The following is a 25,918-nucleotide window of genomic DNA, read 5'->3' on the forward strand; positions in this document are numbered from 1 at the left end:
TCAAAGGACGTCAATACCCTGTCGGGACAGCATCTCCCGTAAACTGATGAGGGGCAAACCGATCAGGGTATTGGGATCCCGGCCTTCAAGGCGGTCAAACAACGCGATACCTAAGCCTTCGCTTTTGAAGCTGCCGGCGCACTGTAAAGGTTGTTCACGTTCAATATAACGTTGGATCTCAACCAGAGTCAGAGTGCGAAAATGCACGAGAAAGGGTTCACAGATGACGTCGCTGTTATCAGTCTGAGCGTTATAGACGCACAGGCCAGTATAAAAAGTGACTGTCTGACCGCTGGCGGCGGCGAGCTGGGCACAGGCCAGCTCTGCGGTATGAGGTTTACCCACTATCTTGCCGTTAATGACGCAGACCTGATCCGAGCCGATGATGATATGAGACGGATGTTCTGCCCGGCATGCTCGGGCTTTGGCTTCAGCCAGCCGTTTTACCAGTGTTTCAGCCGATTCATCAGGAAACGGTGTTTCATCAATATTGGGTGATGCGCAGTCGAACGGTAAACCGAACTTCTCCAGCAGACTGCGACGGAAGGGAGAAGTAGAAGCCAGAAGTAGCGGTTGTTTCATGATTTGACTCAATGTGTGTAGGTGTGTTCAGTGCGTTTTTACCCCCAGAGATTGGGGGAGCAATAAGCTGAAATCTACGCTAGTTTTAACTCAGAACCAACCTTATTATACCTGCCGTACCATGGACTTGGACTGGCAATGAAAACCCCTTGGGGGGAAATGGTCAAAAGCTGGGATTTCGGACACATTTCCTTTGACTCAAACCAATTAGAAGGCTAATATTCGCGCCCTATGCAAAAGGTAAAATTGCCGCTGACGGTAGATCCGGTCCGCGCTGCTCAAAAAAAGCTCGACTATGATGGCATCATCAAAGCCGAGCTTTTAGAGCGTCTGGCTGAATCGGCTTCCAGCGTTTTAAGTGATGCAAACGTCATCTTATCATTTGACTTTGACCAGCGTCATATCGCATTCATGCGTGGGCATGCTGATGTTGATGTGATGTTAACCTGCCAGCGATGTCAGGAAGAATTCCAACACCATTACAGTGTGGATTTCTGTTATAGTCCGCTCCTCAGACCCGAGGAAGCAGATGAGTTTCCGGAAGCTTATGAGCCGGCTGAAGTCGACGAAAATGGTGAGATCAATCTGCTTCAACTCATCGAAGATGAGCTGATTCTGGAGTTACCGCAAGTGCCAATGCATGATGAAGCTGACTGTTCAGTCACTGCATCAGGTATGAGCTTCGGTGAGATCCCTGTTGCTGATGAGCGTCCGAATCCGTTTGCAGTATTAAAAAACTTGAGTAAAAGTAATAAGGAGTAGGGTTAATGGCCGTACAAAAGAGCAAAAAATCACGTTCAGCACGTGGTATGCGTCGTTCACACGATGCACTGACTGGCGCTGCTGTATCTGTCGATCAGAACAGCGGTGAAACCCATCTGCGTCACCACGTGACTGCTGACGGTTTTTACCGTGGCCGCAAGGTTATCAACAAATAAGGTTGAACCTTGACTGGTCTAACCGTTGCACTTGATGCAATGGGTGGGGACTTCGGTCCTCAGGTAACAGTGCCTGCCGCCGTGCAGGCACTGTTACAATACCCGTCGCTAAATCTGCTCCTCTTCGGTGATCAAAGTGCAATCACCGCTCAACTCTCATCGCTCAATGCTACTCATCATCCCCGTCTGACTGTTGTCCATTGCGATCGTGCCATCGCTGATCACACTCGTCCGTCTCAAGCATTACGCCAAAGCCAGGGTTCGTCTATGCGGCGGGCATTGGATGCTGTGGCAGAAGGTGACGCGGATGCCTGTGTCAGTGCAGGGAATACCGGCGCTCTTATGGCATTGGCTCGCTATACGTTGAAGCAATTACCCGGCGTGGAGCGTCCTGCTTTAGTGTCCGCAATCCCCAGCCGCCGCGGTGGCAAAACATGGCTGCTGGATCTGGGTGCCAATGTATCTTGTGATGCTGATACTTTGTTTCAGTTTGCTGTGATGGGATCGGTACTGGCGGAGCAGGAAATGACGGGCAGGCCGCCCAAAGTGGCCCTGCTCAATATTGGTTCTGAAGAAATAAAAGGCAACGATCTTGTTAAACGCTGTGCATCTATGCTGAGCCGTTCGCCGGATGTACATTACATTGGCTATGTTGAAGGCAATGAACTGTATGACGGTAAAGCCGACGTGGTTGTCTGTGATGGTTTTGTCGGCAATGTTAGCCTGAAAACCAGCGAAGGGGTTGCTAATCTCTTTATAGAGAGCTTTAAACAGGCTGTCAGCCAGCATCCTATCAAGCGATTGATCGCTAAGTGGCTGTTTAGTGACCTGTTCCGTCAGATACAAAGCCTGAACCCCGACCAGTACAATGGCGCAAGTCTGTTAGGATTGCGCGGTATTGTCGTTAAAAGCCATGGAAGTGCTGACATTGCTGCTTTTACCAATGCAATTGGTGAAGCAGTACATGAAATCAAGCGGAAGATACCGGCAAAAATCAGTGACCGTTTGGAACACGTACTACTTGAGAGGCATTTTTAGTCTTCATGTATAGCAGAATATTAGGCACTGGCAGCTATCTGCCAGAGCAGGTTCGTACCAATGCGGATCTGGAGAAAATGGTGGATACCAGCGATGAGTGGATTGTCGCTCGCACTGGTATTCGTGAGCGTCGCATCGCGGCAGAAGAGGAAACAGTCGCAGTAATGGGGTATCACGCTGCAAGCCGTGCGATGGAAATGGCCGGTGTTGCGGCTGACGAGATTGATTTAATTATCGTTGCGACAACCTCAGCCAGCCATGCTTTTCCGTCTGCAGCCTGTCAGGTACAGGGCATGCTTGGCGTCAAAGGGTGCCCGGCATTTGATCTTGCGGCGGCCTGTTCCGGTTTTGTCTATGCCTTGAGTGTGGCGGATCAACACATCAAAACCGGTATGGCGAAGAAGGTTCTGGTTATCGGTGCGGATGCGCTGTCCCATAAGTGCGACCCGCAAGACCGTTCCACCATCATTTTATTTGGTGATGGTGCAGGGGCCGTTGTGCTGGGCGCCAGTGAAGAAGCCGGTATCATTTCTACCCATCTACATGCAGATGGCCATTTTGGCGGTTTGCTCAGTTTGGCTGTGCCTGAACACGGTGAGACATTTGATTGTAATAAATGGCTCTACATGGCAGGCAACGAAGTCTTCAAAGTGGCCGTCACTCAGCTGTCGAATCTGGTGACGGATACACTGGCCGCCAATAATATGGAAAAATCCGATTTGGACTGGCTGGTGCCGCATCAGGCCAATTTGCGCATTATTACGGCGACGGCGAAAAAGCTGTCAATGTCGATGGATCAGGTTGTCGTGACTCTGGATAAGCAAGGGAACACGTCAGCGGCAACGGTGCCGGCCGCGCTGGATGAAGCCGTACGAGACGGCCGCATCCAGCGGGGACAGACACTGTTGCTGGAAGCCTTTGGTGGTGGATTCACCTGGGGTTCGGCACTGGTGAAATTCTGATAGAACCGCACGTTTTTTACTATGAGGCACAGGCGGAATTAATCAATAGTCGCCTGATTACCGCATCATTGATGGCATCTTGGATGCCATTTCTCTTTGTATAAGGATTCTCGAATGTCTAAGTTCGCGATTGTTTTCCCTGGTCAGGGGTCTCAGGCTGTTGGCATGCTGGCTGAACTGGCTGAGCAGTATGAAAGCGTACAGCAAACTTTTGCACAAGCATCTGATGCCCTGGGTTATGACCTGTGGGCGCTGATTCAGAATGGCCCGGCCGAAGATCTGAACCAGACTCACCGCACTCAGCCTGCTCTTTTGGCGGCTTCGGTTGCTATCTGGCGTGTCTGGCAGCAAGAAGGGGGCGCACAGCCTGCTGTTCTGGCCGGCCATAGTCTGGGCGAATATTCTGCATTGGTTTGTGCTGGTGTGCTGGATTTTAGCGATGCTATTAAGCTGGTTGAGCTGCGCGGCCAACTGATGCAAGAAGCGGTACCAGCCGGTGTGGGTGCTATGTCGGCTATCATTGGTCTGGACAATGACGCTATTGCTAAAGCGTGCGAAGAAGCGGCTCAGGGCGAAGTGGTTGCACCGGTTAACTTTAATTCACCGGGTCAGGTTGTTATTGCAGGGCATAAAGCGGCAGTGGAACGTGCGAACGATCTGTGTAAAGCCGCAGGCGCGAAACGCGCACTGCCGTTGCCTGTGTCTGTACCGTCTCATTGCGCGTTAATGAAACCAGCTGCCGATAAACTGGCCGTGGCGCTTGAGTCAGTCACTTTCAATCCGCCGGTTATTCCAGTGATTAACAATGCGGACGTCGCGACTGAAACCGACCCGGCAGCGATCAAGCTGGCGCTGGTTAAACAGCTTTATGGCCCTGTGCGCTGGACAGAATCTGTCGAGCGTATGGCCGCTGAAGGTATCGAACTGCTGCTGGAAGTGGGGCCAGGCAAAGTGCTGACAGGTCTGACTAAGCGCATTGACAAATCGCTCAATGGCGCTGCTGTGAATGATCCAGCCAGCCTGGCAGCGGCTAAATAATCTGACGTTGTCGCGATAGCTGCTGGTCAGTACGCGGCAAACCGAATAATCAGCCTGTAAACAATGACAGGCTATATAAAGAGGAAAAAACATGAGCCTGGAAGGTAAAGTTGCTCTGGTCACCGGCGCAAGCCGTGGTATCGGCCGTGCGATCGCAGAAATCCTGGTTGAACGTGGTGCAACCGTAGTCGGCACTGCCACTTCTGAAAGTGGCGCGGAAGCGATTAGCGCTTACCTGGGTGATAAAGGTAAAGGTCTGGCACTGAATGTGACTTCTCCTGAGTCTATTGATGCAGTACTGAAGCAGATCAAAGAAGAATTTGGTGATGTTGATATTCTGGTGAACAACGCCGGTATTACGCGCGATAACCTGCTGATGCGAATGAAAGATGACGAATGGCAGGATATCATCAACACTAACCTGACCTCGATTTTCCGTCTGTCTAAAGCTGTGCTACGTTCAATGATGAAAAAGCGTTATGGGCGTATTATCAGCATTGGTTCTGTGGTCGGTACTATGGGTAATGCGGGTCAGGCAAACTATTCAGCGGCAAAAGCCGGTGTGATCGGTTTCACTAAATCCATGGCACGCGAAGTGGCTTCACGTGGTATCACAGTGAACGCTGTGGCACCTGGTTTCATTGAAACGGATATGACCAAAGCTCTGAATGATGAGCAACGTGCCTCTACGTTGTCTGCTGTGCCTGCGGGACGTTTAGGCGAGCCGCGTGAAATTGCAGCAGCTGTTGCATTTCTAGCCTCTGACGATGCTGGTTACGTTACAGGCGAAACCCTGCACGTTAATGGCGGCATGTACATGATTTAAGCAAAAAAGTTGAAATCTTTTTGGATGCAGGTCAAACTCACGTAGATTTGACGCAGAATCGTGGTTTGACCAGCACCCTGAGTGTTGCAACTTTTACAGTAATGAATAAACTACAGCAAATCGCAATAGCGAACTCTTGTTAAGGAAATAGATTAGTATGAGCAACATCGAAGAACGCGTAAAAAAAATCATCGTTGAGCAGCTGGGCGTAGATGAGTCTGAAGTAAAGAACGAAGCTTCTTTTGTTGACGATTTGGGTGCTGACTCTCTGGATACTGTTGAGCTGGTAATGGCTCTGGAAGAAGAATTCGACACAGAAATTCCAGATGAAGAAGCTGAGAAAATTACTACAGTTCAGGCAGCTATCGACTACGTTGTAAGCGCTTCTGCTGAGTAATCTCAAGAACACTTCCAGGCGGTCTCCATGACCGCCTGATTTTCATTTGTAAATCCTTATTTAATACTTCAGTTCCCGGAGAATAAATCGTGTCTAAGCGTCGCGTAGTTGTAACTGGCATGGGTATGCTGTCGCCGGTTGGCAATACTGTCGAATCTTCATGGAAAGCCTTGTTGGCAGGCCAGAGTGGTATCAGCAATATTGAGCACTTCGATGCGAGTGATTTTGCAACCCGTTTTGCTGGCATGGTCAAAGACTTCAATTGCGAAGATTACATGTCAAAGAAAGATGCCCGCAAAATGGATCTGTTCATCCAGTATGGCGTGGCTGCTGGTATTCAGGCGCTGAAAGACTCTGGTATTGAAGTCGGCGAAGACAACGCCAGTCGCTTTGGTGTTGCTATCGGTTCAGGTATTGGTGGTATTGGCCTGATTGAAGTCAACCATCAGGCAATGCTTGAAAAGGGTCCGCGTAAAATCAGCCCATTCTTTGTACCATCCACTATTGTCAACATGATTGCCGGTCATTTGTCTATCATGTACGGCCTGCGCGGTCCAAACATTGCAATTTCTACTGCCTGTACGACTGGCCTGCACAACATTGGTCACGCCGCCCGTATGATTGTATACGGAGATGCGGACATGATGCTGGCTGGTGGTGCAGAAAAAGCCTCAACACCGCTGGGTATGGGAGGCTTTGCTGCGGCGAAAGCGCTGTCTACCCGTAACGATGATCCTCAGGGCGCATCTCGCCCTTGGGACAAAGATCGTGACGGTTTCGTCCTGGGTGACGGTGCCGGCATGATGGTGTTGGAAGAGTATGAGCACGCGAAAGCGCGCGGTGCCAAGATTTATGCTGAGCTGGTTGGCTTTGGTATGAGTGGTGATGCTTTTCACATGACCTCGCCAAGTGCTGATGGTTCTGGCGGTGCCCTGGCCATGGAAGCTGCTATTCGTGATGCTGCTATTTCGCAAGATCAGATTGGCTATGTGAATGCACACGGTACCTCTACACCGGCTGGTGACGTTGCTGAAACACTGGGCATTAAACGTGCCTTGGGTGCAGCGGCAGACAAGGTGCTTGTGTCTTCAACTAAGTCAATGACTGGTCACTTGCTGGGCGCAGCAGGTTCTGTGGAATCCATTATTACTGTTATGTCTCTGGTTGATCAGGCGGTACCGCCAACTATCAACCTGGAGAATCCAGACGAAGGTTGCGACCTGGATTATGTCCCGGGTGAAGCCCGTCAGGTTTCGATGGAGTACGCACTGTGTAACTCCTTCGGATTCGGCGGCACGAATGGCTCCTTGCTGTTCAAGAAAATCTAAGTCGATTCTGTTATGCTAGACGGCCCGGTCATCTAACCGGGCCGTTTTTTTATGGGGGTCGCAATGGTGTGGATCAACAGTGTTGCAAAGGGTTATGTGGAACAAGACACGGTTGATGTGTCTGCTCGTGCTTTGCAGTACGGCGACGGTTGTTTTACGACTGTGCTGGTTGAACACAGTGAACCCAGGCTTTGGCATCTGCACCTTGAACGCCTGCAAACGACCTTGAAAAGACTGGACATTGATGCTCCAGACTGGTCGCCCCTAACAGATAAGGTGATGTCTCTTGCCAGGGGATACCCTGAAAAAGGGGTTGTAAAAATACTTATCAGCCGGGGTGCCGGAGGCCGAGGCTACAGCCCTGCAGGCTGCCATCAGACTCAGGTCATTATTTCCGACTTTACCTGGCCAGCCTTTTACGAGAAATGGCAGCAGGAAGGTATCGAGTTAGGAGTTTGTCAGCAGCGGCTCGGGCTTTCTCCCATGTTAGCCGGCTTAAAGCACCTGAACCGTTTGGAGCAGGTGCTGTTGAAGCAGGAAATTGAACGGAATGGCTGGCTTGATGCTGTAGTGCTAGATGCGAATGACCATGTGGCGGAAACCAGTGCCTCCAATATTTTCTGGCGTTGCGGTAATAGGCTATACACACCAGCTTTGGATCTGGCTGGGGTGCATGGCTTAATGCGGGCGCACGTCTGTCAGCAGGCAAGCGATTTGGGCTATTGTCTTGAGTTTGTCAAAAGCCCGCTCGACACCTTGCTTTGCGCTGATGAAGTCTTTATTACTAATGCGTTGATGGCCCTGGTGCCGGTCACGAAAATCCAAATGAGAACGTACACTGAACACAGTGCGTTAAAAGCGATAATGAAGAGGTTGTACACGTGCTAAAGAAACTGGCATTGGTGTTTGTACTGCTGGGGGCCATCCTGGCAGGCGGTGCAGGCTGGACGTATGTGCAGGTAAGAGCAAGTATTGACCAGCCGCTGTTAAAAAATACTGAGCCATATCTCACGGTCAGACAGGGCTCCACTTTCCGAGGCTTACTTTACCAGCTGACTCAGATGGGGATGATCGCCGACTCTCCCTGGGCGCGCTGGATCGGGCGGATCGAACCGCAACTGGCTCAAATTAAAGCGGGTACATATGCCATTGAGCAGGCACATACCCTGCGCGATATCCTGAGAACGGTGGCCTCGGGCAAAGAACACCAGTTTGCGATCACCTTACTGGAGGGCGGCCGTTTTTCCGACTGGCTGGCTGAGCTGGAAAATGCCCCAATGCTGAAGAACGACACTTCCCAGATGACAGAGCAGGATATCGCCAAAGCTATCGGCGCCGATGTCGATAAGCTGGAAGGGTATCTGTTACCTGAAACCTATCACTATACAGCGGGCACATCTGATCTGGCTTTGCTCAAGCGCGCTTATAAGCATATGACGGAGCTGCTTGATAATGCCTGGAAAGAGCGGGACGATTCGATTCCGCTCAATAATCCATACGAAGTCTTGATTATGGCTTCCATTATCGAGAAAGAAACGGCGGTTGATGAAGAGCGGGCTAAAGTGTCATCTGTCTTTATGAATCGTCTGCACAAAGGGATGCGTCTTCAAACGGATCCGACGGTGATTTATGGCTTAGGGGAGAAATTTGACGGCAATATTCGCAGAAAAGATTTGCGAACACCGACACCCTATAACACCTATACCATAGACGGCTTACCACCCACACCTATTGCTATGCCAAGCGCGGCCTCTGTGATTGCCGCGGTGAAACCTGCCCAGACAGGTTACTACTATTTTGTGGCCGACGGAAAAGGTGGCCATACTTTCTCAACAACATTAAGCGAGCATAATCGTGCTGTTCGCCATTATCTGAAGATATTAAAACAATAAATGAACGGAAAATTTATCGTCATCGAAGGCCTGGAAGGGGCGGGTAAAAGTACCGCGATTGCAACCGTGCTGGACACGCTCGCGGCACGGGGGATCACCGACATTCAGTCTACCCGCGAACCAGGCGGGACTCCCCTGGCAGAACAAATGCGAGCGCTGGTGAAAGAAGGGCACCCGGAAGAGCCATTAACAGATATGGCTGAGTTGCTGTTGCTGTATGCGGCGCGCAGCCAACTGGTAGAAAATGTTATTAAGCCTGCGCTGCGTGCAGGTCACTGGGTGGTGGGCGATCGTCATGATATGTCGTCGCAGGCTTACCAGGGCGGCGGCAGGGGATTTGACCCTGAGCTGATGTCTGGGATCAAAACCATGGTGCTTGGCGATTTTGAACCGGATCTGACCATTTACATGGACATTGACCCAGAGCTTGGTTTGTCACGGGCTCGGGGACGCGGGGCTTTGGATCGCATTGAAAAAATGGATCTGTCTTTCTTCGAACGAACCCGGGAGCGGTTTTTAGCGCTGTCACGTAATAACCGCAAAGTGGTGATTATTGATGCGTCCCAATCACTGGAAGCTGTGACGTCGGATATCCGCCTGCAGTTGAATGCCTGGCTGGCTCAGCAGGAGTCAGCATGAGTTACCCCTGGCTGACAACGGTCTGGCAGCAATGGCAGCAGCTTTTGAGTCAGGATCGTTTGCATCACGCCATGCTGTTGATTTCACCTGCCGGGTGCGCCGGGGACGTGTTGATACGCCAGCTGGCAAAAACTGTGCTCTGCCAGAACGGTGTTGAAGAGTCCTGTGGGATCTGCCACAGCTGCCAGTTGTTTGAAGCCGGTACCCACCCAGATTGTCACAGTATCAGTCCGCAGGATGGCAAAGCCATTGGCGTTGATATGGTTCGTCAGTGTAACCACTGGGCGTGGGAAACCTCCCAGCTTGGCGGTAAGCGTGTGGTACTGATTGAGCAGTCAGAGCATATGGGTGAGGCGGCGGCGAATGCCTTGCTGAAAACACTGGAAGAACCGCCGGCAAACTGCCAGTTCATCTTAACCGCCACTGAGCTGGATCGCTTACTGCCAACGATTAACAGCCGGTGTAACAAGTGGCGTCTGCCTCTGCCGCCTGAGCAGGATGCTAAGCGCTGGGTTGAACATAAACTGATGCAATCAATCAAACTGGAGGCTGTACGGCTTAACGGCAATGCGCCTCTGGCAGCCTTAGCGTTTATCGAGCAGGGACAGGATATCCGTCATCAGCATTTGCTGGCCGGCTTTCATCAGTTTCTGTCTCCCCCCCATAGTGGCCTGTTCAGTGTGGCTGACAGCTGCATGAAAGATGGCCACTTAAGCCTGAAATGGCTGAGCTATTTTCTGGTTGACTGCCTGAAAGTACAGCAAGGCGCTGAGCAGCACTTGATTCATTGTGAATCAGCACCTTTGGTCAGGCAAATCGCGGGGCAGCTGACCACGGTCACATTGCTGGCGCAAATAAAAGGGCTTAATGCCCTGATTCGGGAACTGGAAAGCCATCCTGGTCTGAATGATGAGTTGTTGATCTCTGACTGGTTGTCAGGCTTTATCAGTGCAACATAAATACACCGAAACGCGAGAGGATATTCAGGTGCTAGTAGATTCCCATTGCCACCTTGATAAATTGAATTACAACGAACTGCATACTGATGTTGCAGACGTACTGGCAAAAGCACAGGCTCGGGGAGTAGAGTATTTTCTGTCCGTCGGTGTCACCCTGAACAGTTTCCCTGCCATGATGGCGATGATTGCCCCTTTCGATCATGTGTTTGCATCTTGTGGGGTGCATCCGCTGGATATTGACGCTGGCTTTGATTATGGCCTGCTGAGGCAATATGCCAGTGATGATAAAGTCGTCGCTATCGGTGAAACCGGGTTGGATTACCACTACCAACCTGAACTGGCCGAACAGCAACAGGATATTTTCCGTCAGCATATCCGTTTGGCGGTTGAGCTGAACAAGCCGTTGATCATTCACACCCGCATGGCGCGTGAAGATACCATTCGTATTCTGCGCGAAGAAGGCGCTGAGCGCTGTGGCGGTGTATTGCATTGTTTCACTGAAAGCCTGGAAATGGCAGAAGCGGCAATTGAGCTGGGCTTTTATATTTCCATTTCCGGAATTGTGACTTTTAATAAAGCTGCTGAGCTGAAAGATGTGGTGAGTCGTTTGCCTCTGGAGCGGCTATTGGTGGAAACAGATTCACCCTACTTAGCGCCTGTCCCTTATCGCGGTAAAGAAAATCAGCCTGCTTATGTTAAAGAAGTTGCAGAGTATATAGGCCTGCTGAAAGGGGTTTCTGCCGCTGAGGTTGCCAGAGTGTCGAGTGAAAACTTTTTCCGACTTTTTTCGCAGGCAAAACGCTAAAACGGATAAAAAAGGAGCTGAGGCTCCTTTTTTTAAATTAATCCAATAGGTTTTATCCATTTATTTTATTTTTTCTCTCCTTTTTCAATCTCCCCCCAATCTTTACCTGTCATTCCATGAAATCTTCGTTCGTTACATAAAGAAACATGGGATACAAAAGTGAAATATAATTACATTCGGCTGTAATGCCAAATACTTACATTAAGTATTTGATTTATAATCAAGTTGTTTGATTTTGATGTGTTTTTTGAGTTGATTGTTAATTGTGATCTATGCGTCAAACTGAAACTTACTTTCATCTTCGGTTGGCAATATTGATTGATGTCACGTTATATTTGGCGCCGCATTTTATACTTATGCCGAACAATAAAAATGAGCGGTGCTAGCATTATGACTACGGGGGTAGGTCGCTGGAAACCGCTGAAACAAAACAAACATCTCACTCAGGAGCACAATATGTTTAAGAACTTTTTTGCTAACCTGCAGAAGGTCGGTAAGGCGCTGATGCTGCCTGTATCGGTTCTGCCGGTAGCGGGTATTCTGTTAGGTGTGGGGGCTGCTAACTTCAGCTGGTTACCTGACGTAGTCTCTCACTTGATGGAACAGGCCGGTGGCTCGGTATTCGGTCAGATGGCACTGCTGTTTGCCGTTGGTGTGGCTCTGGGCTTTACGAAAAACGACGGTGTTGCCGGTCTGTCTGCCATTGTCGGTTACGGTATCATGGTTGCTACCCTGAAGGTGATGGCCGATGTCATGGGTGTCGCCAAGATTGAGACCGGTGTGCTGGGTGGTATCCTGGCCGGTGGTGTGGCGGCCTGGGCGTTCAACCGCTTCTTTAAGATCCAGTTACCGGAATACCTGGGCTTTTTTGCCGGTAAGCGTGCAGTGCCTATCATCACAGGTTTTCTGTCTATTGCGTTGGGTGTTGTGCTGTCGTTCATTTGGCCGCCAATCGGTTCAGCGATTGCCACATTCTCTGACTGGGCTGCCAACCAGAACCCAGTACTGGCGTTCGGTATCTACGGTGTCGTTGAGCGTTCTCTTATCCCATTTGGCCTGCACCACATCTGGAACGTTCCATTCTTCTATGAAGCGGGTTCTTGTGTGACCAATACTGGTGAAGCAGCACGTGGTATCATGACTTGTTTCCTGACTGCGGATGACGCTTCCCGTGCCGCAGGCAACGGTTTTGGTCAGCTTGCGGGTGGCTACCTGTTTAAGATGTTTGGTTTGCCGGCAGCAGCATTTGCTATCGCTCACTGTGCTAAACCTGAAAACCGCGCCAAGGTAATGGGTATCATGGCATCGGCTGCCCTGACATCTTTCCTGACCGGCATTACCGAACCTATTGAGTTCTCATTCCTGTTCATCGCGCCAGTCTTGTACGGGATTCACGCTTTGCTGGCTGGTCTGGCATATGTACTGACCAATGCTCTGGGTGTTGTACACGGCCATACCTTCTCGAACGGTTTCATCGACTTCATTGTTCAGATGCCTCGTGCAGAGAACGTGTGGACACTGGTGATTCTGGGTCTGTGTTATGCCGTACTGTACTACGTGGTATTCACTTTTGTTATCCGTACCCTGAATCTGAAAACACCGGGTCGTGAAGATGAAACGGCGGATGTTGAAACCGCAACGGGTTCTGAGCTGGCTGGTGAGCTGGTTGAAGCCTTCGGCGGTAAATCCAACATCACTAACCTCGATGCCTGTATTACACGTTTGCGTGTCAGCGTTGCAGACACCGATATCGTTGATCAGGATAAACTGAAACGCTTGGGTGCAGCCGGTGTGGTTGTAGTCTCTGGCGGTGTGCAAGCTATCTTCGGGACTAAGTCTGATAACTTGCGTACAGAAATGGATGAGTGGATTCGCAATCACGCTTAATCCGATGTAACGGTTTTTCTTTAACCATAATCAAAGCCTGGCAGTTGCCAGGCTTTTTGTTGCCACTTCTAATTCACCGCCGATGGCGGCGGATTGTTACTATGGTTTAAAGCGACAGAAAAAACAGCATCAGCACTGGTACCAACAGGCTGAGAATGAATCCGCTGACTATTGCAATTGGGACGCAGCGAATACCGCCACAGTTTTGGATAATAGGTAAAGTGAAGTCCATTGCTGTTGCACCGGCATAGCCGATGGCTGTGTTAGGAAAGCGTGAAATCACGGCGGGTATCATGGTTAACGCAACCAGCTCCCGCAGCAGCTCATTCAAGAATGATGCGCCACCGTATACAGGTCCAAGGCCATCACCCATCAAAATACCTGCCAGCGAATACCAGCCGAACCCTGAGGCCATCGCCAGGCCGTGATTCAGCGGAATACCCAGCAGCCAGGCGGCGAGCAACCCGCCTGGTAACGAGGTCGCAATAATCACTAAAGCGATCAGCATACCTTGCTTGTTGAGCAGGATCTGTCGCAGCGTCATGCCACTGTTGCGCAGCTGGATACCGATTAAAAACAGCAGCAGTAACAGAATGATTTCACTTGCCCGGTCAACCCAGCTCAAATCCATGTTCAGCAACAGACCAGCAATGAGTCCGACGGCGACGACCAATATCAGCTTGGCTGACTCCAGCAACATTTTGGCTTTGGGAAGCTGCTGGTGGCCATGCTCTGTTTTCAATGGATAGCGCTTATCAAGCAGCGGCAGTACCAGCAGGTTAGATGCGCTGATGCAGAGGAAGAAGGTGATTGTGTATAACAGGATCTGGCTGAGATTTTCTCCCAGATTGTCCAAACCGGCCAAGCTCAGTCCCATCAGTGACAGAATCACCAGCACCAGGCGTGATGTCTGCGCGTGAATAAACTGAAGTACTGAGTCTTTCCTGACCGGTATGAGGTAGCCAACGATAAGTGGCAGGAAAATAAAAAGCATTCCTGAAAACATGAGTATCCTTACAATACGTTGCCTGTTCTGGCGAAAAAAAGCACCCGGATACTGCATGGTTGGTGCAGTCCTGACAATGAACCTTTTTGTCAATGGGCTGTTAATGAAATCAGAAGCTTATCAGGCTGTTGAAGACAGGGTCAATAGAGCGCTGTGTGTCTACAGCGCTTAAGTGGAGGAGATCTGGCTGGAAGGGGCTTACTGATAGATTAAAAACCACTGCTGAGCAACACGTGGTTGATTTGGCTGTTAAATTCGTCATCGGGCAGATTGGTCAAAGTAAACATGACTTCTGCGCCAGCCAGATCCAGTTCAACTTCATGCTCGTCGATGGCGTCATCATCGTCTTTAAACAGTAACAAATGATTAGCCATGCGGGCGACATCCAGATAAGTGATGTCATCTTCTTTCTTGTGAGCAGGAAAAAAACGCTTATTACAGGCGACTTCAAGATAATCTTCGTCGAAGCCCCAGTGTTTCAGGATATCCAGACTGGATTTGTTACAGCAGTGTTCAAAGACGTATTTGGCAAAATTGATATCCAGAAAATTCCCGCTATCAAGGTAGTTTTGGTATTCATGTATCAGGCTGAATAAACCAATGTCGGCAAATAATCCGGCCAGCAGGGCTTTCTCTGGCTCAATTTTCAACTCTGGACGGTATTGCAGCAGGTTCTGGGTAATTAATGCCATAGAACCTGCCAGTTGCCTGGAACGGGTGGCGCTGTTTAATAACAGAGACTTGCATTCAATATCAAAGCTGCTGTGCAGTTTAATGTCCAAGACTGTTTTTGCTGTAATGATATCTCTGACACGGAAAATACCGAGCCGACTGACAGCGGTTTGAATATCGTGGCAGACAATGTTACGGCGATTAAACATCATGGTATTGGAGGTTTTTATCACAGTTGCGGCCATACCGGGGTCATTCAGCAATAAAGTGGCTGCATCACGAACGGTAGAGTCGTCTCTGTTACACAAGGTCTGCAGTTCTGTCAGGACGTCAGGAATAGGCGGTAGCTTCAGACGGTTTTCTTTGATCGCGTCCTTCACTAACGCGTGAAACTCTGATTGCAGGCCTGTCAAAATTTTGTCGTTTTCAGGTTTTAACCAGAAAAAAGATACATGCGGCATGAGGGAACGTTAACCTATGAGATTTTGCTTATTTTATCTTGGTCAGATGAGTTGAGTACACCAGACCAGGTGATTTTTGAGAACAATGTAAGGGTTAGTTGATATCGTCATCAAATAACTGGTTATTATCGAGTAGCTTGTGCAAAAAACGTGCAGTGAGGGCAGGGGAATCCTGAGCAATTAATAGCTGCTTATAGTGAACTTCGAGCGGTAGTGATTCAATCCAGCGTTGACATACCCAACTTAAGTCGTCGAATTCACTGATTGGATATAAGGCGCCAATTTCTGGCATAGTGGCGAAAAAGAGTTTCAGTTTGTCCACTAAGCACTGGTGTTTGTCTGTTAAAGGTGTTGGCGGCCATGCCCTGAATGGCAGGTAGTCAGCAATCAACAGGCGATCACTCTCATGCCTTACCGACAAAATCCGTATTTTCGTTTTACCTTCCACGACTATGCTGAGCAAACCGTTAGTTAACGCGTTAAAGTCCACCACCCGGACTTTGGTTGCGATGGCGGGAATGCGGGTAATGGTCTCGTCGTTCTCTTCTTCTTCACTGCGCATGCATAATGCAAAATCCCGCTGGCCTTCAATCGACTCTTTCAGCATACGCTGGTAACGCTGTTCGGTAATGGTAATTTCCAGTTTGCCTTCCGGTAACACATGGCTGGCAGAAGGAAACAGGGCAATATCAGGCATATCTCTTAATTCCTTTCTCCCTTTCTCTCTTAACCTTAGTCGTTATCACAGTGTAAAACGATCATCAGCAGCGGATATGACACAGGATTTTTTATTATTACTTATTGATAAATGCCCATAGTTACCTGAATTTGCATTCAATTTTTCTTAAGAACTTGCTCTGAATCTCATTTTCATCTGTACTTTGTTTCATATGTGGAATTTAAAATTTCTGTGTGACATTGTTGCATATGATAGTTGGCGTTGGTTTTAGATCGACAAAGAAGAATAAATTTAGGACTTATGTTATGTCGATTACAAAAGAAACATTCATAAATTACCTGGATACCTTTGTACCGAATGAACAGCGTTCCATGTTTGGCGGGACAGGTATCTTCGTTCAGGGGGCCATGTATGCTCTGCTGTCGAATGAAAAGCTTTATATTCGTGGTGGAGAAATGCTGGATCAGCAACTGCTCGAATTGGGCTGCCACAAGTTCAAGCATGTGAAGCGCAGTACGGTGGCAGTCGTGAATTATTACGATATCTCACCTCTGTATGCATCCCGGTTATCGCTCTGTAATGAGCTGATTCAAAGCTCAATCGCGATAGCATTGCAGGAAAAAACAGTCAAAGGAGCATCCCGTAACAAGCGGTTACGGGATCTGCCGAACTTGCGTTTGACCCTCGAAAGGATGATGAAAAAATCCGGTATCGATGATGTTGATATTTTTCATCAGATGGGGGCGGTGGATGCGTATCTGCAGGTAAAACAGACTCAGGGGAAAAATGTTGATCAGAAACTGTTGTGGATGTTTGCAGGAGCGATCGAAGGTTGCCATTGGACTTTGCTGAATGAATCACATAAAAGTGTGTTATTGCAGCAACTCGAACAGAAAAAGCAACATTACAAGCCCCCGCGTGGTGCTGAGCAACATCCTTGTGATTTTATCTAATTGATAACATATGAAAAGTGCTTATCCATGCCTTAAATCCAGAGGCTAACGGTAAAGCCTTTCGCAGAAAACAAATCCGGGTGTGTGCAAGCCGCCCGGATTTTTTATTTTCAGCGCAGCAATGCTCTGAGGCGGGGTCTCTGTCCTTGTCAGCGTCAACTATCTTTAATAGAGAAGATTCGGTTAACAAGATGCTGCTGTGAAGACATGAGAAATGAATGACCTGATCAGGATTGGGTGCATGGCCTGTTGGCTGAGTTACGGTCCTGTATGGGCTGCGGGCTTCGCTGAACAGCGCGAACAGTACAATGACTGCATACTGGAGTATGTTTCTGCCGCTGAGGAAGCGGCGGCAATTACCTGGCTAACCAATGCATGTCGTGAACTGTATCTGGATAATATTCTGCTGACCGACAAAGACAAACAATACTATCAGTGCCTGCTCGAATTCATGCCGAAATCGAGCAGGCTTGAAGCCACATTGAGTATCAAGCAGGTCTGTCAGGACAGATACCGTTCTTTCTTACGCTGATCAGGCCTCTGAGCGTTTTGTCTGGCTGAGCAAAAACAACAAAGCGGCAGAGACGACCACAGATGGGCCCGCCGGGGTATCATAATGCCATGACAGTAACAGCCCCAGCATCACAGCAATGCAGCCCAGAATGGCGGCAATCACTGCCATACTTTCCGGGCTTTGTGCAAAGCGGCGCGCTGTGGCTGCCGGAATGATAAGCAAAGATGTGATAATCAGTGCGCCGACAAATTTCATCGCTACCGCAATCACCATACCGACCATCAACATCAGTAATAACCGCATCAGATCGACGTTAACCCCTTCAACCTGAGCCAGATCTTCGTTGACTGTCATCGACAGCAGCGGACGCCATAATGCAATCAAAGCGGCCATGACCAGCGCGCCACCACCGTAAATCCATACCAGATCATTGGTTGTCACCGCCAGCAAGTCACCAAAAAGATAAGCCATCAAATCAATGCGGACATGATCCATGAAACTGATTGCGACTAAGCCTAACGACAGCGCACTGTGAGCGAGAATGCCCAGTAACGTGTCAGTAGCGATATAACGCTGCTTTTGTAAACTGACCAGAATGACCGCCAGAGTCAGACAGCAGATCACCAAAGCGAGGTTGAGGTTGATATTAAACAAGAAGCCCAGTGCTATGCCCAGTAATGAGGCGTGGGACAGCGTATCACCGAAATAGGCCATTTTACGCCAGACAACAAAGGAGCCCAAAGGCCCGGCTAACATAGCGATGCCAATGCCGGCGGCAAAGGCGGGTAGCATAAATTCAAGCATTGTTTTTTCCGTGCTGGCATGGACCTACCAGGCTACCGCCCAGATCGTGTTCGTGATTGTGGTGATGGTGATACAGTGCAAGTTGCTCACTTTGCTGTGTGCCAAAGAGCGCAACATAAGAAGGGTGACAGGTGATCGACTCTGGTTCACCCGAACAGCAGACATGGTGCTGCAAGCAGATGACATGGTCGGTTTTAGCCATAACCAGATGAAGATCATGAGAAACCATCATTATCGCGCAGTTCAGCTTATCTCTGAGCGACTGAATTAAACTGTAGAGTTCGAGCTGACCGTTGACATCGACGCCCTGTACAGGCTCATCAAGCACCAGCAAGTCTGGATTTTGCAAAAGTGCGCGAGACAGTAGCACTCTTTGTGTTTCTCCTCCCGACAGGCTGTGCATATTACTGTGTATCAGGTGCGCGCTGCTCGCCAGTGCCAGCGCGTCCAGACGTTGCTGGGCGCTGTAACGCCCGCCTAATGCCATAAAACGATCAACGGTAAGCGGCAGCGTGTCATTGAGCTGCAGTTTTTGTGGTACGTAGCCAATGCGTAGCCCCGGTGAGCGAATGACTCGGCCAGATGTGGGCTTGCGCAAGCCGGTAATGACTTTCACCAGCGTGGACTTGCCTGCCCCGTTCGGACCTATCAGAGTGGTGATCTGGCCGCGTTCAAGCTGGAGTGAAACCAGATCAAGAATGTGGCGGCCTGAAGCGTTAACAGTAACATTCTGAAGTTCTACCAAAGGTTTGGTGGACATTGTACTGGCCATAAATGGGTGTGAATCTCGTTGCTATCGGTTGGTGTTATATTATAACATTATCAAACTTCTTTTCATTGAATATTTTTAGGGTAGGTAGATGTTGCGTTTTCGAGCCTGGTACTTTGCGGCAATGGTGTTGGTACCCTTTGCGGTTTCAGCAAGCAATGTGCATGTTGTGACCACTGTACATCCGGTGAATCTGATTGTGCAGGAGCTGGTCGAAGGTGTCGGCCAGAGCGAAACTCTGTTGCCTGCCGGCAGCTCTCCCCATGACTATGCTTTACGTCCATCTGATGTGGAAAAGCTGAAAGCCGCGGATTTGGTGGTTTGGGTCGGGCCGGAGCTGGAATCTTTTCTGACCAAAATACTCAGTGGCCAGGAAAATGCGCTTTCACTGACCTCGCAAGAGACAATTACTTTCCGGGATTTTGAAGGCCATGAAGATCATGACGGTCACGAAAGTCATGAAAGTCACGAAAGTAATGGCGGTCACGAAGAGCATGAACATCATCATGATGGCATCGACCCGCACCTTTGGCTGGGCCCGGATCAGGCAATTCAGGCTGCAAAAGTGATCAGCACTGCATTGATTGAACTGGATCCGTTGAATCGTGCGCAATATGAGGCTAACCTGTCCCGGTTCATTGTCAGTGTTAATGAAACTGTACAGAACCTGAAAGAGCAGCTCCAGCCTGTGCGTGATAATGGGTACTATGTTTTTCACGATGCCTATGGCTATTTTGAGGAAACGTTTGGGTTACATAATCTGGGACACTTTACGGTTTCACCGGATCGCCGCCCAGGTGCAAAAACCTTGATCGCTATCCGCAATACGCTAAAAAAGTCACAGGTTAAGTGTATTTTCAGGGAACCGCAGTTCTCACCTGCGGTCATTAACAGTGTCACAAATGGCAGTGACATCAAAATTGGAACCCTGGATCCCATGGCAACGGATATTGCCTCTGGCCAGGGAGGTTATGTTCGATTCCTGCAAGAACTCGGACGAAGTTTTACCGAATGTCTTAAATAAATAACAATGAAAATATTTACGGTTGCAGCCCGGCGGTTTTATCAGCTCCCCCGTCAACACCGAATTGCGCTTGCTTCTACATCACTTATCGTTGCGGCTGCCCTTATGTGGCAGCCTTCTGTCGTCCACTCTCCCTCTTACGGTTCGCGCAGCGAATCGGAACAGCGGCGTGAAGTCCCGCTGCTGTCAGAGGAGCTCTTGTCACTGTCCGAGCAAAACAGTGAACCGCTTGGTGTTGTGCTTGACCCGGAAGACCCAGACTTTCAGGTTCCCAAAGATGAGCTGGAACAACAGTTGGATCAAGCCACTGATGTTGCACATTCCCACAAAGTGTCTTCCGGTGAAACCTTAGGTGAAATTTTCACTCAGTATGCACTGCCTATTTCAGATATGTACAAACTGATTGGGGCAGATAAATCGATCCAGTTTCTACGTGTCGGACAAAGTATTGGCTGGTCGCTGGATGAAGAAGGGCGGATCGGCGAACTGTCCATCGAACGCAGTGCGAAACTGACGGATACTTATACCCTGACCTCAAAGGGTTATGAGCATAAGGAAGTGGAGCGCACCGGTGAGTTTAAACCTGTACGTTTAACCGGACGTGTTTCCGGCAGCTTCTATCAGTCGGCCCGCTCTGCCGGTCTGTCACCGACGCAAATTCAGACCCTGGTCAAAGCGCTGCAGTGGCGGTTTGATTTAGGTAAAGAAGCCCGCAAGGGCGACCGCTTTGCGATTACGCTTGAACGTGAATTTATTGACGGAAAAGCGGTGGGTCAGGGTGAGGTGAAGGCTCTGTATTATATGAATCGTAATCAGGAACTGTTTGCCATGCGTTATGACGATGGTGAGTTTTATGACGAAGAAGGCCGAAGCCTGAACCGGGCGCTGAACCGATATCCGACTCAGAAACGTTTTCGGATCAGTTCATCGTTTAATCCCCATCGCAAGCATCCCGTCACCCACAGAGTCTCGCCACATAACGGTACTGATTTTGCAACGCCTGTCGGCACACCTGTGGTTGCGACAGGCGATGGCGTGGTAGTTAAAGCGCAAAAACATGCTTTGGCGGGTAATTTCATTATGATCAAGCATGGTCGGGAATACTCAACCCGCTACCTTCATCTGAGCAAGATACTGGTAAAAGTCGGTCAGAAAGTCCGTATGGGTGACAAAATCGCACTGAGTGGGAATACCGGACGTTCCACGGGACCGCATCTTCATTATGAGTTGCTGAAATACGGACGTGCAGTGAACGCCATGAAGGTACCGCTGCCTCAGGCTGAGCCTGTGCCTAATAAAACCCGGACCGATTATCGTAAACTGGCGAATCGGGAACGGCAGAATTTGCTGGCGGTTATGCCGGGGTAACAAAGAAAAAACGCATCGTTTGATGCGTTTTTTTACTTTATAAATTGTGTGTCGCACCGATGGGGCCTGGCCCCCGTGCGTGTAGTGCTGGAGTTATTCACGTATCGGTCGCTGTTCGCTGAGCCATTTATGCTGGTGTAAAGCCGTTTACTTGGCCGAACAGTAATTGCAATCGTTCAACCAGTTGTTGTTGCTCATCTTCGCTGTGCAGGCTGCCGTCGGTATTTCCCCAGACAGGTCCTGGCCAGGCAATATCTGTCGTAAAGCGGGCGATATGATGGACATGAAGCTGCGGCACTAAATTGCCTAAGGCCCCGATGTTGATTTTATCGGGGCTGAAATAGGTCTCAAGCAACTGGGCGGTTGAGCTGGATTCTACCATCAGCTGCTGTTGATCCACGGCAGACATATGGTGAATCTCACGTAATGCGTCATATCTGGGGACCAGAATCAACCAGGGACCAATGGCTTCTTTTGACAGCAGCACACGGCAAAGCGGTAAGTCGCCAATCCACTGAGTATCCGCGCTTAGTCTCGGATGAAGGGTGAAACTCATGGAAATATTCCTTCTTTCTATTAAGTGCTTCACAAGTCAGCTATCAGGCTACAACAAAAAGCCATCGCACCGAGCAAGCTCACCCTAGGATAAACTAGAACGTATAAGCACGAAAGCGGCTTAATTATCTCAGAGTCATTGTTATGAACAAGCAGGAGGAAACCATGGCAGAGTGTGAGGAAGTGCTTACCTATTGGTTCGGAAATCTCAAAGGGGAAGTTACCGAACTAGATAAACAGGCACTGTGGTTTAAAGGCGGGGATGCAGTAGACCGTGAAATCACCGAACGTTTCAGGGATCTGGTCAGCCGTGCTGGTCGGGGTGAATTGAATGCGTGGACAGAAACGCCTAAGGGGACGCTGGCGCTGATTATTTTGCTTGATCAGTTCAGTCGTAACATCTATCGGGGTTTGGCAGCCGCTTTCCGCTATGATTCATTGGCACAGGCCATATGTAAACGCGGACTGGCGAAGAATTTTGATCGTGCGTTAGCCCCTATTGAGAGAGTGTTCTTTTATTTGCCGTTAGAGCACTCAGAAGCATTGGAAGATCAGGAAGAGAGTGTGTTTCGTTTTGACCAATTGCGGCAGGAGGTAATGAAAGAGCATAAGCCAGAATTTGACGACTTCTATCAGTACGCTGTCAGTCATTTCCAGGTCATCAAAGATTTCGGCCGCTTTCCGCACCGCAATGCCGTTTGCGGCAGATTATCGACACAAGATGAGATCAGCTATCTGCATCATGGCCCGAGATACGGGCAGTAAATGGGTTATAAGACAGGCAGTACCCGGTTCCGGCCAAGATTTTTTGCCTGCAGCAGATACTTGTCGGCTCTGGCCAGCACTGCCAGACCGTTTTCTTTTCCTGTTTGTTCTGCAATGCCAAACGATGCAGTAATAGAGCTGACGGTATTTCCCGATTGTTTGTCCTGCACGGCAATGCCGGAGAGGGTTTTACGTAATTTTTCTGCTTTGTCTCTGCTTTGTTGCAGGTTAGTGCCAGGTAAGATAATAACGAACTCTTCGCCACCGTAGCGATAGGCCTGCATACCTTGCTCGCACCAGAATTGAAGGTGGCGGGCAACAGAGCAGAGTACTTTATCGCCCATTAAATGGCCAAATTCATCATTGAAGGTTTTAAAGTTATCAATATCCAGCAAGACCAGACTGAAAGGTGTGCCGTGCTGGATACAACTGCTGAGGTCTTGCTGAAAGGCGCGTCGGTTGAGTAGTCCGGTCAAGGGATCTTCGTTGGCACATTTGAGGCTGTCTTTCAGAGCTTTTCTCAGATTCTCAATTTCTTTATTAGCGTTTTCCAGTTGCTGGTTCATAAGCGTACTGGATTGATGCATGTGTCTGGATTCATCCAGTAATTCTTGTACCAAATCATTGGCTTCGTGCACGTTGACACCCTGATCGGCTTTCTGGCTCAGCCGCTGGCAGGTCCGGGATAACGCTTGATGGAATGCCTGCGTTTCTTTTTGAGATCCGTTCATGGTGTGGCAAAGTTCATCCATGATGGCTTGCAGGCTATGGCTTACCTGCCCTTGCTCACTGGCAGGGTGATGAGCCAGATGGGTTCGGTAAAGCGAATCACTCAGGCTGGGAGGACAATGCCCGTATTGCGCTAAACTCTGGTCTATGGCCTGAGTGAGAATCGGATTCTGATTCGTGGTATAGCTGTACCACAGTGCGTAATTCACCGGTGTCGTCGGGACTTTATGTTTGATCATCAGTGGAATGGCTTTACGCAAGGTCTGAGTTGACGTGAGAAATTCGTCAGTCATACCGTCGTCGGTTTCGTGTGAGTCATTGAGGCTCATTGCAACATTCCATGTAACAGAAAAAGGCCGGTATCCAAAAATTTGTGCCAAAAAAAGCCTTCTAAGGATACCTCAGAAGGCTGTGCATGTTTAGCTTTGCTTAATTAGATAAATGTGATGTTCTGCCAGATTACATACGTTCCAGTGTGTCAATACCCAGTAAATCCAGACCTTGTTTGATGGTTTTCGCTGTCAGCAGCGCCAGTTTCAGACGGCTGTGCTTGACCGGTTCATCGGCATTCAGAATCGGGCAGGCTTCATAGAAGCTGGAGAAATTCCCCGCCAGCTCAAACAGGTAGCTGCACATAACGTGCGGATGGCCTTCACGGGCCACGGTTTCCACGGCTTCTTCAAATTGCAGCAGTTTTGACAGCAGCACTTGCTCTTTCTCGCCATTGATCACAACTGGGTGTGTCAGCTCACTTTCGTTCAGGCCTGCGCGTTTAAATACAGAAATGACACGGGTGTAGGCGTATTGCATGTAAGGTGCTGTATTGCCTTCGAAGGCCAGCATGTTCTCCCAGTCGAACACGTAATCTGTGGTACGGTGTTTGGACAGATCAGCATACTTCACCGCGGCCATGGCGACGGTCGATGCAATCTTGGTTTTCTCAGCCGCATCCAGCTCAGGGTTCTTCTCTTCGATCAGTACCTTAGCGCGTGATTCTGCTTCATCCAGCAGATCAGCCAGACGAACGGTACCGCCAGAGCGTGTTTTGAACGGACGACCGTCTTTACCCAGCATCATACCGAAAGCGTGGTGCTCCAGCGACACATCGTCAGGGATGTAACCTGCTTTGCGGACAATCGTCCATGCCTGCATCAGGTGTTGGTGCTGGCGTGAATCGATAAAGTAAAGCACCCGGTTGGCATTGAAATGCTCGTAGCGGTATTTCGCACAGGCAATATCCGTGGTTGTGTACAGGAAACCGCCGTCACGTTTCTGGATGATAACCCCCATAGGCTCACCATCTTTGTTTTTGAACTCATCCAGGAAAACAACCTGAGCGCCATCGTCTTCTACGGCCAGCCCCTTTGCTTTCAGATCGGCGACAATCCCTGCCAGCATATCGTTGTACATGGACTCGCCCATCACATTGTCACGGGTCAGGGATACATTCAGACGATCATAGTTATACTGGTTTTGCTCCATGGTCACGTCGACCAGTTTCTTCCACATATCAGCACAGTACTGATCGCCACTTTGCAGCTTCACTACATAGTTACGGGCGCGTTCTGCAAAGGCTTCATCTTCATCGTACAGTTTTTTCGACTCACGATAAAAAGCTTCCAGATCAGCCAGTTCCATAGAAATCTCGCCAGATTCTTGCTGAACACGTTCCAGGTTGGCAATCAACATGCCGAACTGAGTTCCCCAGTCGCCTATGTGGTTGGCGCGAATGACGTTATGTCCCAGAAACTCCAGTGTACGAACCACAGCATCACCAATGATGGTGGAGCGCAGGTGACCAACGTGCATTTCTTTGGCGACATTGGGTGCCGAATAGTCGACAACGATATTTTGTTTTTCCTGCGTGGCCACACCCAGGCGGGCATCAGTCAGTGCCGCTTCTGCACGCTCGGCCAGCCAGGTTTTATTCAGAAAGATGTTAATGAAACCAGGACCGGCGATCTCGACTTTCTCTGCGATATCGCCCAGATCGAGTTGATCGATGACTTTTTGTGCAAACTCGCGCGGGTTAGCTCCCAGTTTTTTCGCAACACCCATCACACCGTTGGCCTGGTAATCACCGAACTGTGCTTTGGCTGACTGACGAACAGCTGCCGGGCTGCCTGCCGGGGCACCGGCCGCTTCGAGCGCCAGGGAAACTTTATCGTTAATGAGTGCTTGAATGTTCACACGTCTATCCTTTAAATCGGTCTGTAGCCTGACAGGCAGGCAAAAGTCTTGGGTATTCAATAAGCTATGCAGTTACGTCTTACACCTGAATCGGTCAGAAGCGTGGTCAGCAATACACCAGAAAAGGTGAAAACAACC

Annotated in this window: 28 protein-coding genes; 19 read left to right on the forward strand and 9 right to left on the reverse strand. The window is 49.4% G+C overall.

Features of this window, described 5'->3' with window-relative positions:
- A complete protein-coding gene (locus Q4491_RS00975; protein ID WP_303453473.1) occupies positions 1-582 on the reverse strand; it encodes a nucleoside triphosphate pyrophosphatase in 582 nt (193 codons plus the stop codon).
- A 231-nt stretch (positions 583-813) separates the two neighbouring features.
- Here Q4491_RS00975 and yceD point away from each other — a divergent pair, with 231 nt between their 5' ends.
- From yceD to ptsG, 14 genes are all read left to right on the forward strand, one after another.
- Positions 814-1,344 carry a 23S rRNA accumulation protein YceD gene (gene yceD / locus Q4491_RS00980; protein WP_027253513.1) on the forward strand — a complete coding sequence of 177 codons (531 nt, stop codon included), beginning with the start codon at positions 814-816 and terminating at the stop codon, positions 1,342-1,344.
- 5 nt (positions 1,345-1,349) lie between these two features.
- Positions 1,350-1,520, forward strand: coding sequence for a 50S ribosomal protein L32 (rpmF, locus tag Q4491_RS00985; protein ID WP_192015195.1), 171 nt, complete (start codon positions 1,350-1,352; stop codon positions 1,518-1,520).
- Between the two features lie 9 nt (positions 1,521-1,529).
- Complete coding sequence (gene plsX, locus Q4491_RS00990; RefSeq protein ID WP_303453484.1) at positions 1,530-2,558, forward strand: phosphate acyltransferase PlsX; 1,029 nt, start codon at positions 1,530-1,532, stop codon at positions 2,556-2,558.
- Positions 2,559-2,563: 5 nt separating this feature from the next.
- On the forward strand, positions 2,564-3,520 hold the full coding sequence (locus Q4491_RS00995; protein WP_192015197.1) for a beta-ketoacyl-ACP synthase III: 957 nt from the start codon (positions 2,564-2,566) through the stop codon (positions 3,518-3,520).
- A 114-nt stretch (positions 3,521-3,634) separates the two neighbouring features.
- A complete protein-coding gene (fabD, locus tag Q4491_RS01000) occupies positions 3,635-4,558 on the forward strand; it encodes an ACP S-malonyltransferase (RefSeq protein ID WP_192015198.1) in 924 nt (307 codons plus the stop codon).
- Positions 4,559-4,649: 91 nt separating this feature from the next.
- Positions 4,650-5,384 carry a 3-oxoacyl-ACP reductase FabG gene (gene fabG / locus Q4491_RS01005; RefSeq protein WP_192015199.1) on the forward strand — a complete coding sequence of 245 codons (735 nt, stop codon included), beginning with the start codon at positions 4,650-4,652 and terminating at the stop codon, positions 5,382-5,384.
- 157 nt (positions 5,385-5,541) lie between these two features.
- Positions 5,542-5,781: an acyl carrier protein gene (gene acpP, locus Q4491_RS01010; protein WP_027253507.1), complete on the forward strand. Its 240-nt coding sequence runs from the start codon at positions 5,542-5,544 to the stop codon at positions 5,779-5,781.
- 89 nt (positions 5,782-5,870) lie between these two features.
- Positions 5,871-7,109 (forward strand): beta-ketoacyl-ACP synthase II, encoded by a 1,239-nt coding sequence (fabF, locus tag Q4491_RS01015; RefSeq protein WP_192015200.1) that lies wholly within the window; start codon positions 5,871-5,873, stop codon positions 7,107-7,109.
- A 63-nt stretch (positions 7,110-7,172) separates the two neighbouring features.
- Positions 7,173-7,997 carry an aminodeoxychorismate lyase gene (gene pabC, locus Q4491_RS01020; RefSeq protein ID WP_192015201.1) on the forward strand — a complete coding sequence of 275 codons (825 nt, stop codon included), beginning with the start codon at positions 7,173-7,175 and terminating at the stop codon, positions 7,995-7,997.
- Positions 7,991-9,001 carry an endolytic transglycosylase MltG gene (gene mltG / locus Q4491_RS01025; protein WP_218382977.1) on the forward strand — a complete coding sequence of 337 codons (1,011 nt, stop codon included), beginning with the start codon at positions 7,991-7,993 and terminating at the stop codon, positions 8,999-9,001. Before pabC ends, mltG begins: the two co-directional genes overlap by 7 nt.
- Complete coding sequence (gene tmk, locus Q4491_RS01030; RefSeq protein WP_303453495.1) at positions 9,002-9,640, forward strand: dTMP kinase; 639 nt, start codon at positions 9,002-9,004, stop codon at positions 9,638-9,640.
- Positions 9,637-10,599: a DNA polymerase III subunit delta' gene (gene holB, locus Q4491_RS01035; RefSeq protein WP_303453498.1), complete on the forward strand. Its 963-nt coding sequence runs from the start codon at positions 9,637-9,639 to the stop codon at positions 10,597-10,599. Before tmk ends, holB begins: the two co-directional genes overlap by 4 nt.
- A gap of 28 nt (positions 10,600-10,627) precedes the next feature.
- Positions 10,628-11,404 carry a TatD family hydrolase gene (locus tag Q4491_RS01040; protein ID WP_303453501.1) on the forward strand — a complete coding sequence of 259 codons (777 nt, stop codon included), beginning with the start codon at positions 10,628-10,630 and terminating at the stop codon, positions 11,402-11,404.
- 456 nt (positions 11,405-11,860) lie between these two features.
- Positions 11,861-13,291 carry a PTS glucose transporter subunit IIBC gene (gene ptsG, locus Q4491_RS01045; RefSeq protein ID WP_237794114.1) on the forward strand — a complete coding sequence of 477 codons (1,431 nt, stop codon included), beginning with the start codon at positions 11,861-11,863 and terminating at the stop codon, positions 13,289-13,291.
- A 106-nt stretch (positions 13,292-13,397) separates the two neighbouring features.
- Here the strand turns inward: ptsG and Q4491_RS01050 are convergent, their stop codons facing one another.
- From Q4491_RS01050 to Q4491_RS01060, 3 genes are all read right to left on the reverse strand, one after another.
- Positions 13,398-14,297, reverse strand: coding sequence for a lysine exporter LysO family protein (locus Q4491_RS01050; protein ID WP_192015207.1), 900 nt, complete (start codon positions 14,295-14,297; stop codon positions 13,398-13,400).
- Between the two features lie 209 nt (positions 14,298-14,506).
- Positions 14,507-15,430: an HDOD domain-containing protein gene (locus tag Q4491_RS01055; RefSeq protein ID WP_192015208.1), complete on the reverse strand. Its 924-nt coding sequence runs from the start codon at positions 15,428-15,430 to the stop codon at positions 14,507-14,509.
- A gap of 94 nt (positions 15,431-15,524) precedes the next feature.
- Positions 15,525-16,127: an LON peptidase substrate-binding domain-containing protein gene (locus Q4491_RS01060; RefSeq protein ID WP_218382984.1), complete on the reverse strand. Its 603-nt coding sequence runs from the start codon at positions 16,125-16,127 to the stop codon at positions 15,525-15,527.
- Positions 16,128-16,414: 287 nt separating this feature from the next.
- On the opposite strand from Q4491_RS01060, the gene Q4491_RS01065 reads away from it, so the two are divergent.
- Together Q4491_RS01065 and Q4491_RS01070 are read left to right on the forward strand one after the other, a co-directional pair.
- The gene (locus Q4491_RS01065; protein ID WP_218382987.1) at positions 16,415-17,062 is read left to right on the forward strand and encodes a TfoX/Sxy family DNA transformation protein; all 648 of its coding nucleotides are present in this window, start codon (positions 16,415-16,417) and stop codon (positions 17,060-17,062) included.
- A gap of 241 nt (positions 17,063-17,303) precedes the next feature.
- Positions 17,304-17,594: a VF_A0006 family four-cysteine protein gene (locus Q4491_RS01070; protein ID WP_303453509.1), complete on the forward strand. Its 291-nt coding sequence runs from the start codon at positions 17,304-17,306 to the stop codon at positions 17,592-17,594.
- On the opposite strand, the gene znuB is transcribed toward Q4491_RS01070, so the two are convergent.
- Both znuB and znuC read right to left on the reverse strand, forming a co-directional pair.
- Positions 17,595-18,380, reverse strand: a complete 786-nt coding sequence (znuB, locus tag Q4491_RS01075; protein WP_218382991.1) for a zinc ABC transporter permease subunit ZnuB — start codon at positions 18,378-18,380, stop codon at positions 17,595-17,597. It abuts the gene before it with no gap.
- On the reverse strand, positions 18,373-19,140 hold the full coding sequence (znuC, locus tag Q4491_RS01080) for a zinc ABC transporter ATP-binding protein ZnuC (protein WP_192015213.1): 768 nt from the start codon (positions 19,138-19,140) through the stop codon (positions 18,373-18,375). The genes znuB and znuC overlap by 8 nt, the downstream gene beginning before the upstream one ends.
- A gap of 100 nt (positions 19,141-19,240) precedes the next feature.
- On the opposite strand from znuC, the gene znuA reads away from it, so the two are divergent.
- Together znuA and mepM are read left to right on the forward strand one after the other, a co-directional pair.
- Positions 19,241-20,173 (forward strand): zinc ABC transporter substrate-binding protein ZnuA, encoded by a 933-nt coding sequence (znuA, locus tag Q4491_RS01085; RefSeq protein WP_303453514.1) that lies wholly within the window; start codon positions 19,241-19,243, stop codon positions 20,171-20,173.
- Positions 20,174-20,179: 6 nt separating this feature from the next.
- Positions 20,180-21,541 (forward strand): murein DD-endopeptidase MepM, encoded by a 1,362-nt coding sequence (gene mepM / locus Q4491_RS01090; RefSeq protein ID WP_303453516.1) that lies wholly within the window; start codon positions 20,180-20,182, stop codon positions 21,539-21,541.
- A gap of 127 nt (positions 21,542-21,668) precedes the next feature.
- On the opposite strand, the gene Q4491_RS01095 is transcribed toward mepM, so the two are convergent.
- A complete protein-coding gene (locus Q4491_RS01095; RefSeq protein ID WP_192015216.1) occupies positions 21,669-22,097 on the reverse strand; it encodes an HIT domain-containing protein in 429 nt (142 codons plus the stop codon).
- Between the two features lie 164 nt (positions 22,098-22,261).
- On the opposite strand from Q4491_RS01095, the gene Q4491_RS01100 reads away from it, so the two are divergent.
- On the forward strand, positions 22,262-22,861 hold the full coding sequence (locus tag Q4491_RS01100; RefSeq protein ID WP_303453519.1) for a DUF924 family protein: 600 nt from the start codon (positions 22,262-22,264) through the stop codon (positions 22,859-22,861).
- A gap of 5 nt (positions 22,862-22,866) precedes the next feature.
- Here Q4491_RS01100 and Q4491_RS01105 read toward each other — a convergent pair whose 3' ends face one another.
- Positions 22,867-23,919, reverse strand: coding sequence for a GGDEF domain-containing protein (locus Q4491_RS01105; protein WP_192015218.1), 1,053 nt, complete (start codon positions 23,917-23,919; stop codon positions 22,867-22,869).
- 130 nt (positions 23,920-24,049) lie between these two features.
- Positions 24,050-25,780 carry an arginine--tRNA ligase gene (gene argS, locus Q4491_RS01110; protein ID WP_192015219.1) on the reverse strand — a complete coding sequence of 577 codons (1,731 nt, stop codon included), beginning with the start codon at positions 25,778-25,780 and terminating at the stop codon, positions 24,050-24,052.
- Positions 25,781-25,918: the final 138 nt, after the last annotated feature.

This window comes from Photobacterium sp. 2_MG-2023 (genome assembly GCF_030547675.1).
Lineage (GTDB): Bacteria > Pseudomonadota > Gammaproteobacteria > Enterobacterales > Vibrionaceae > Photobacterium > Photobacterium arenosum.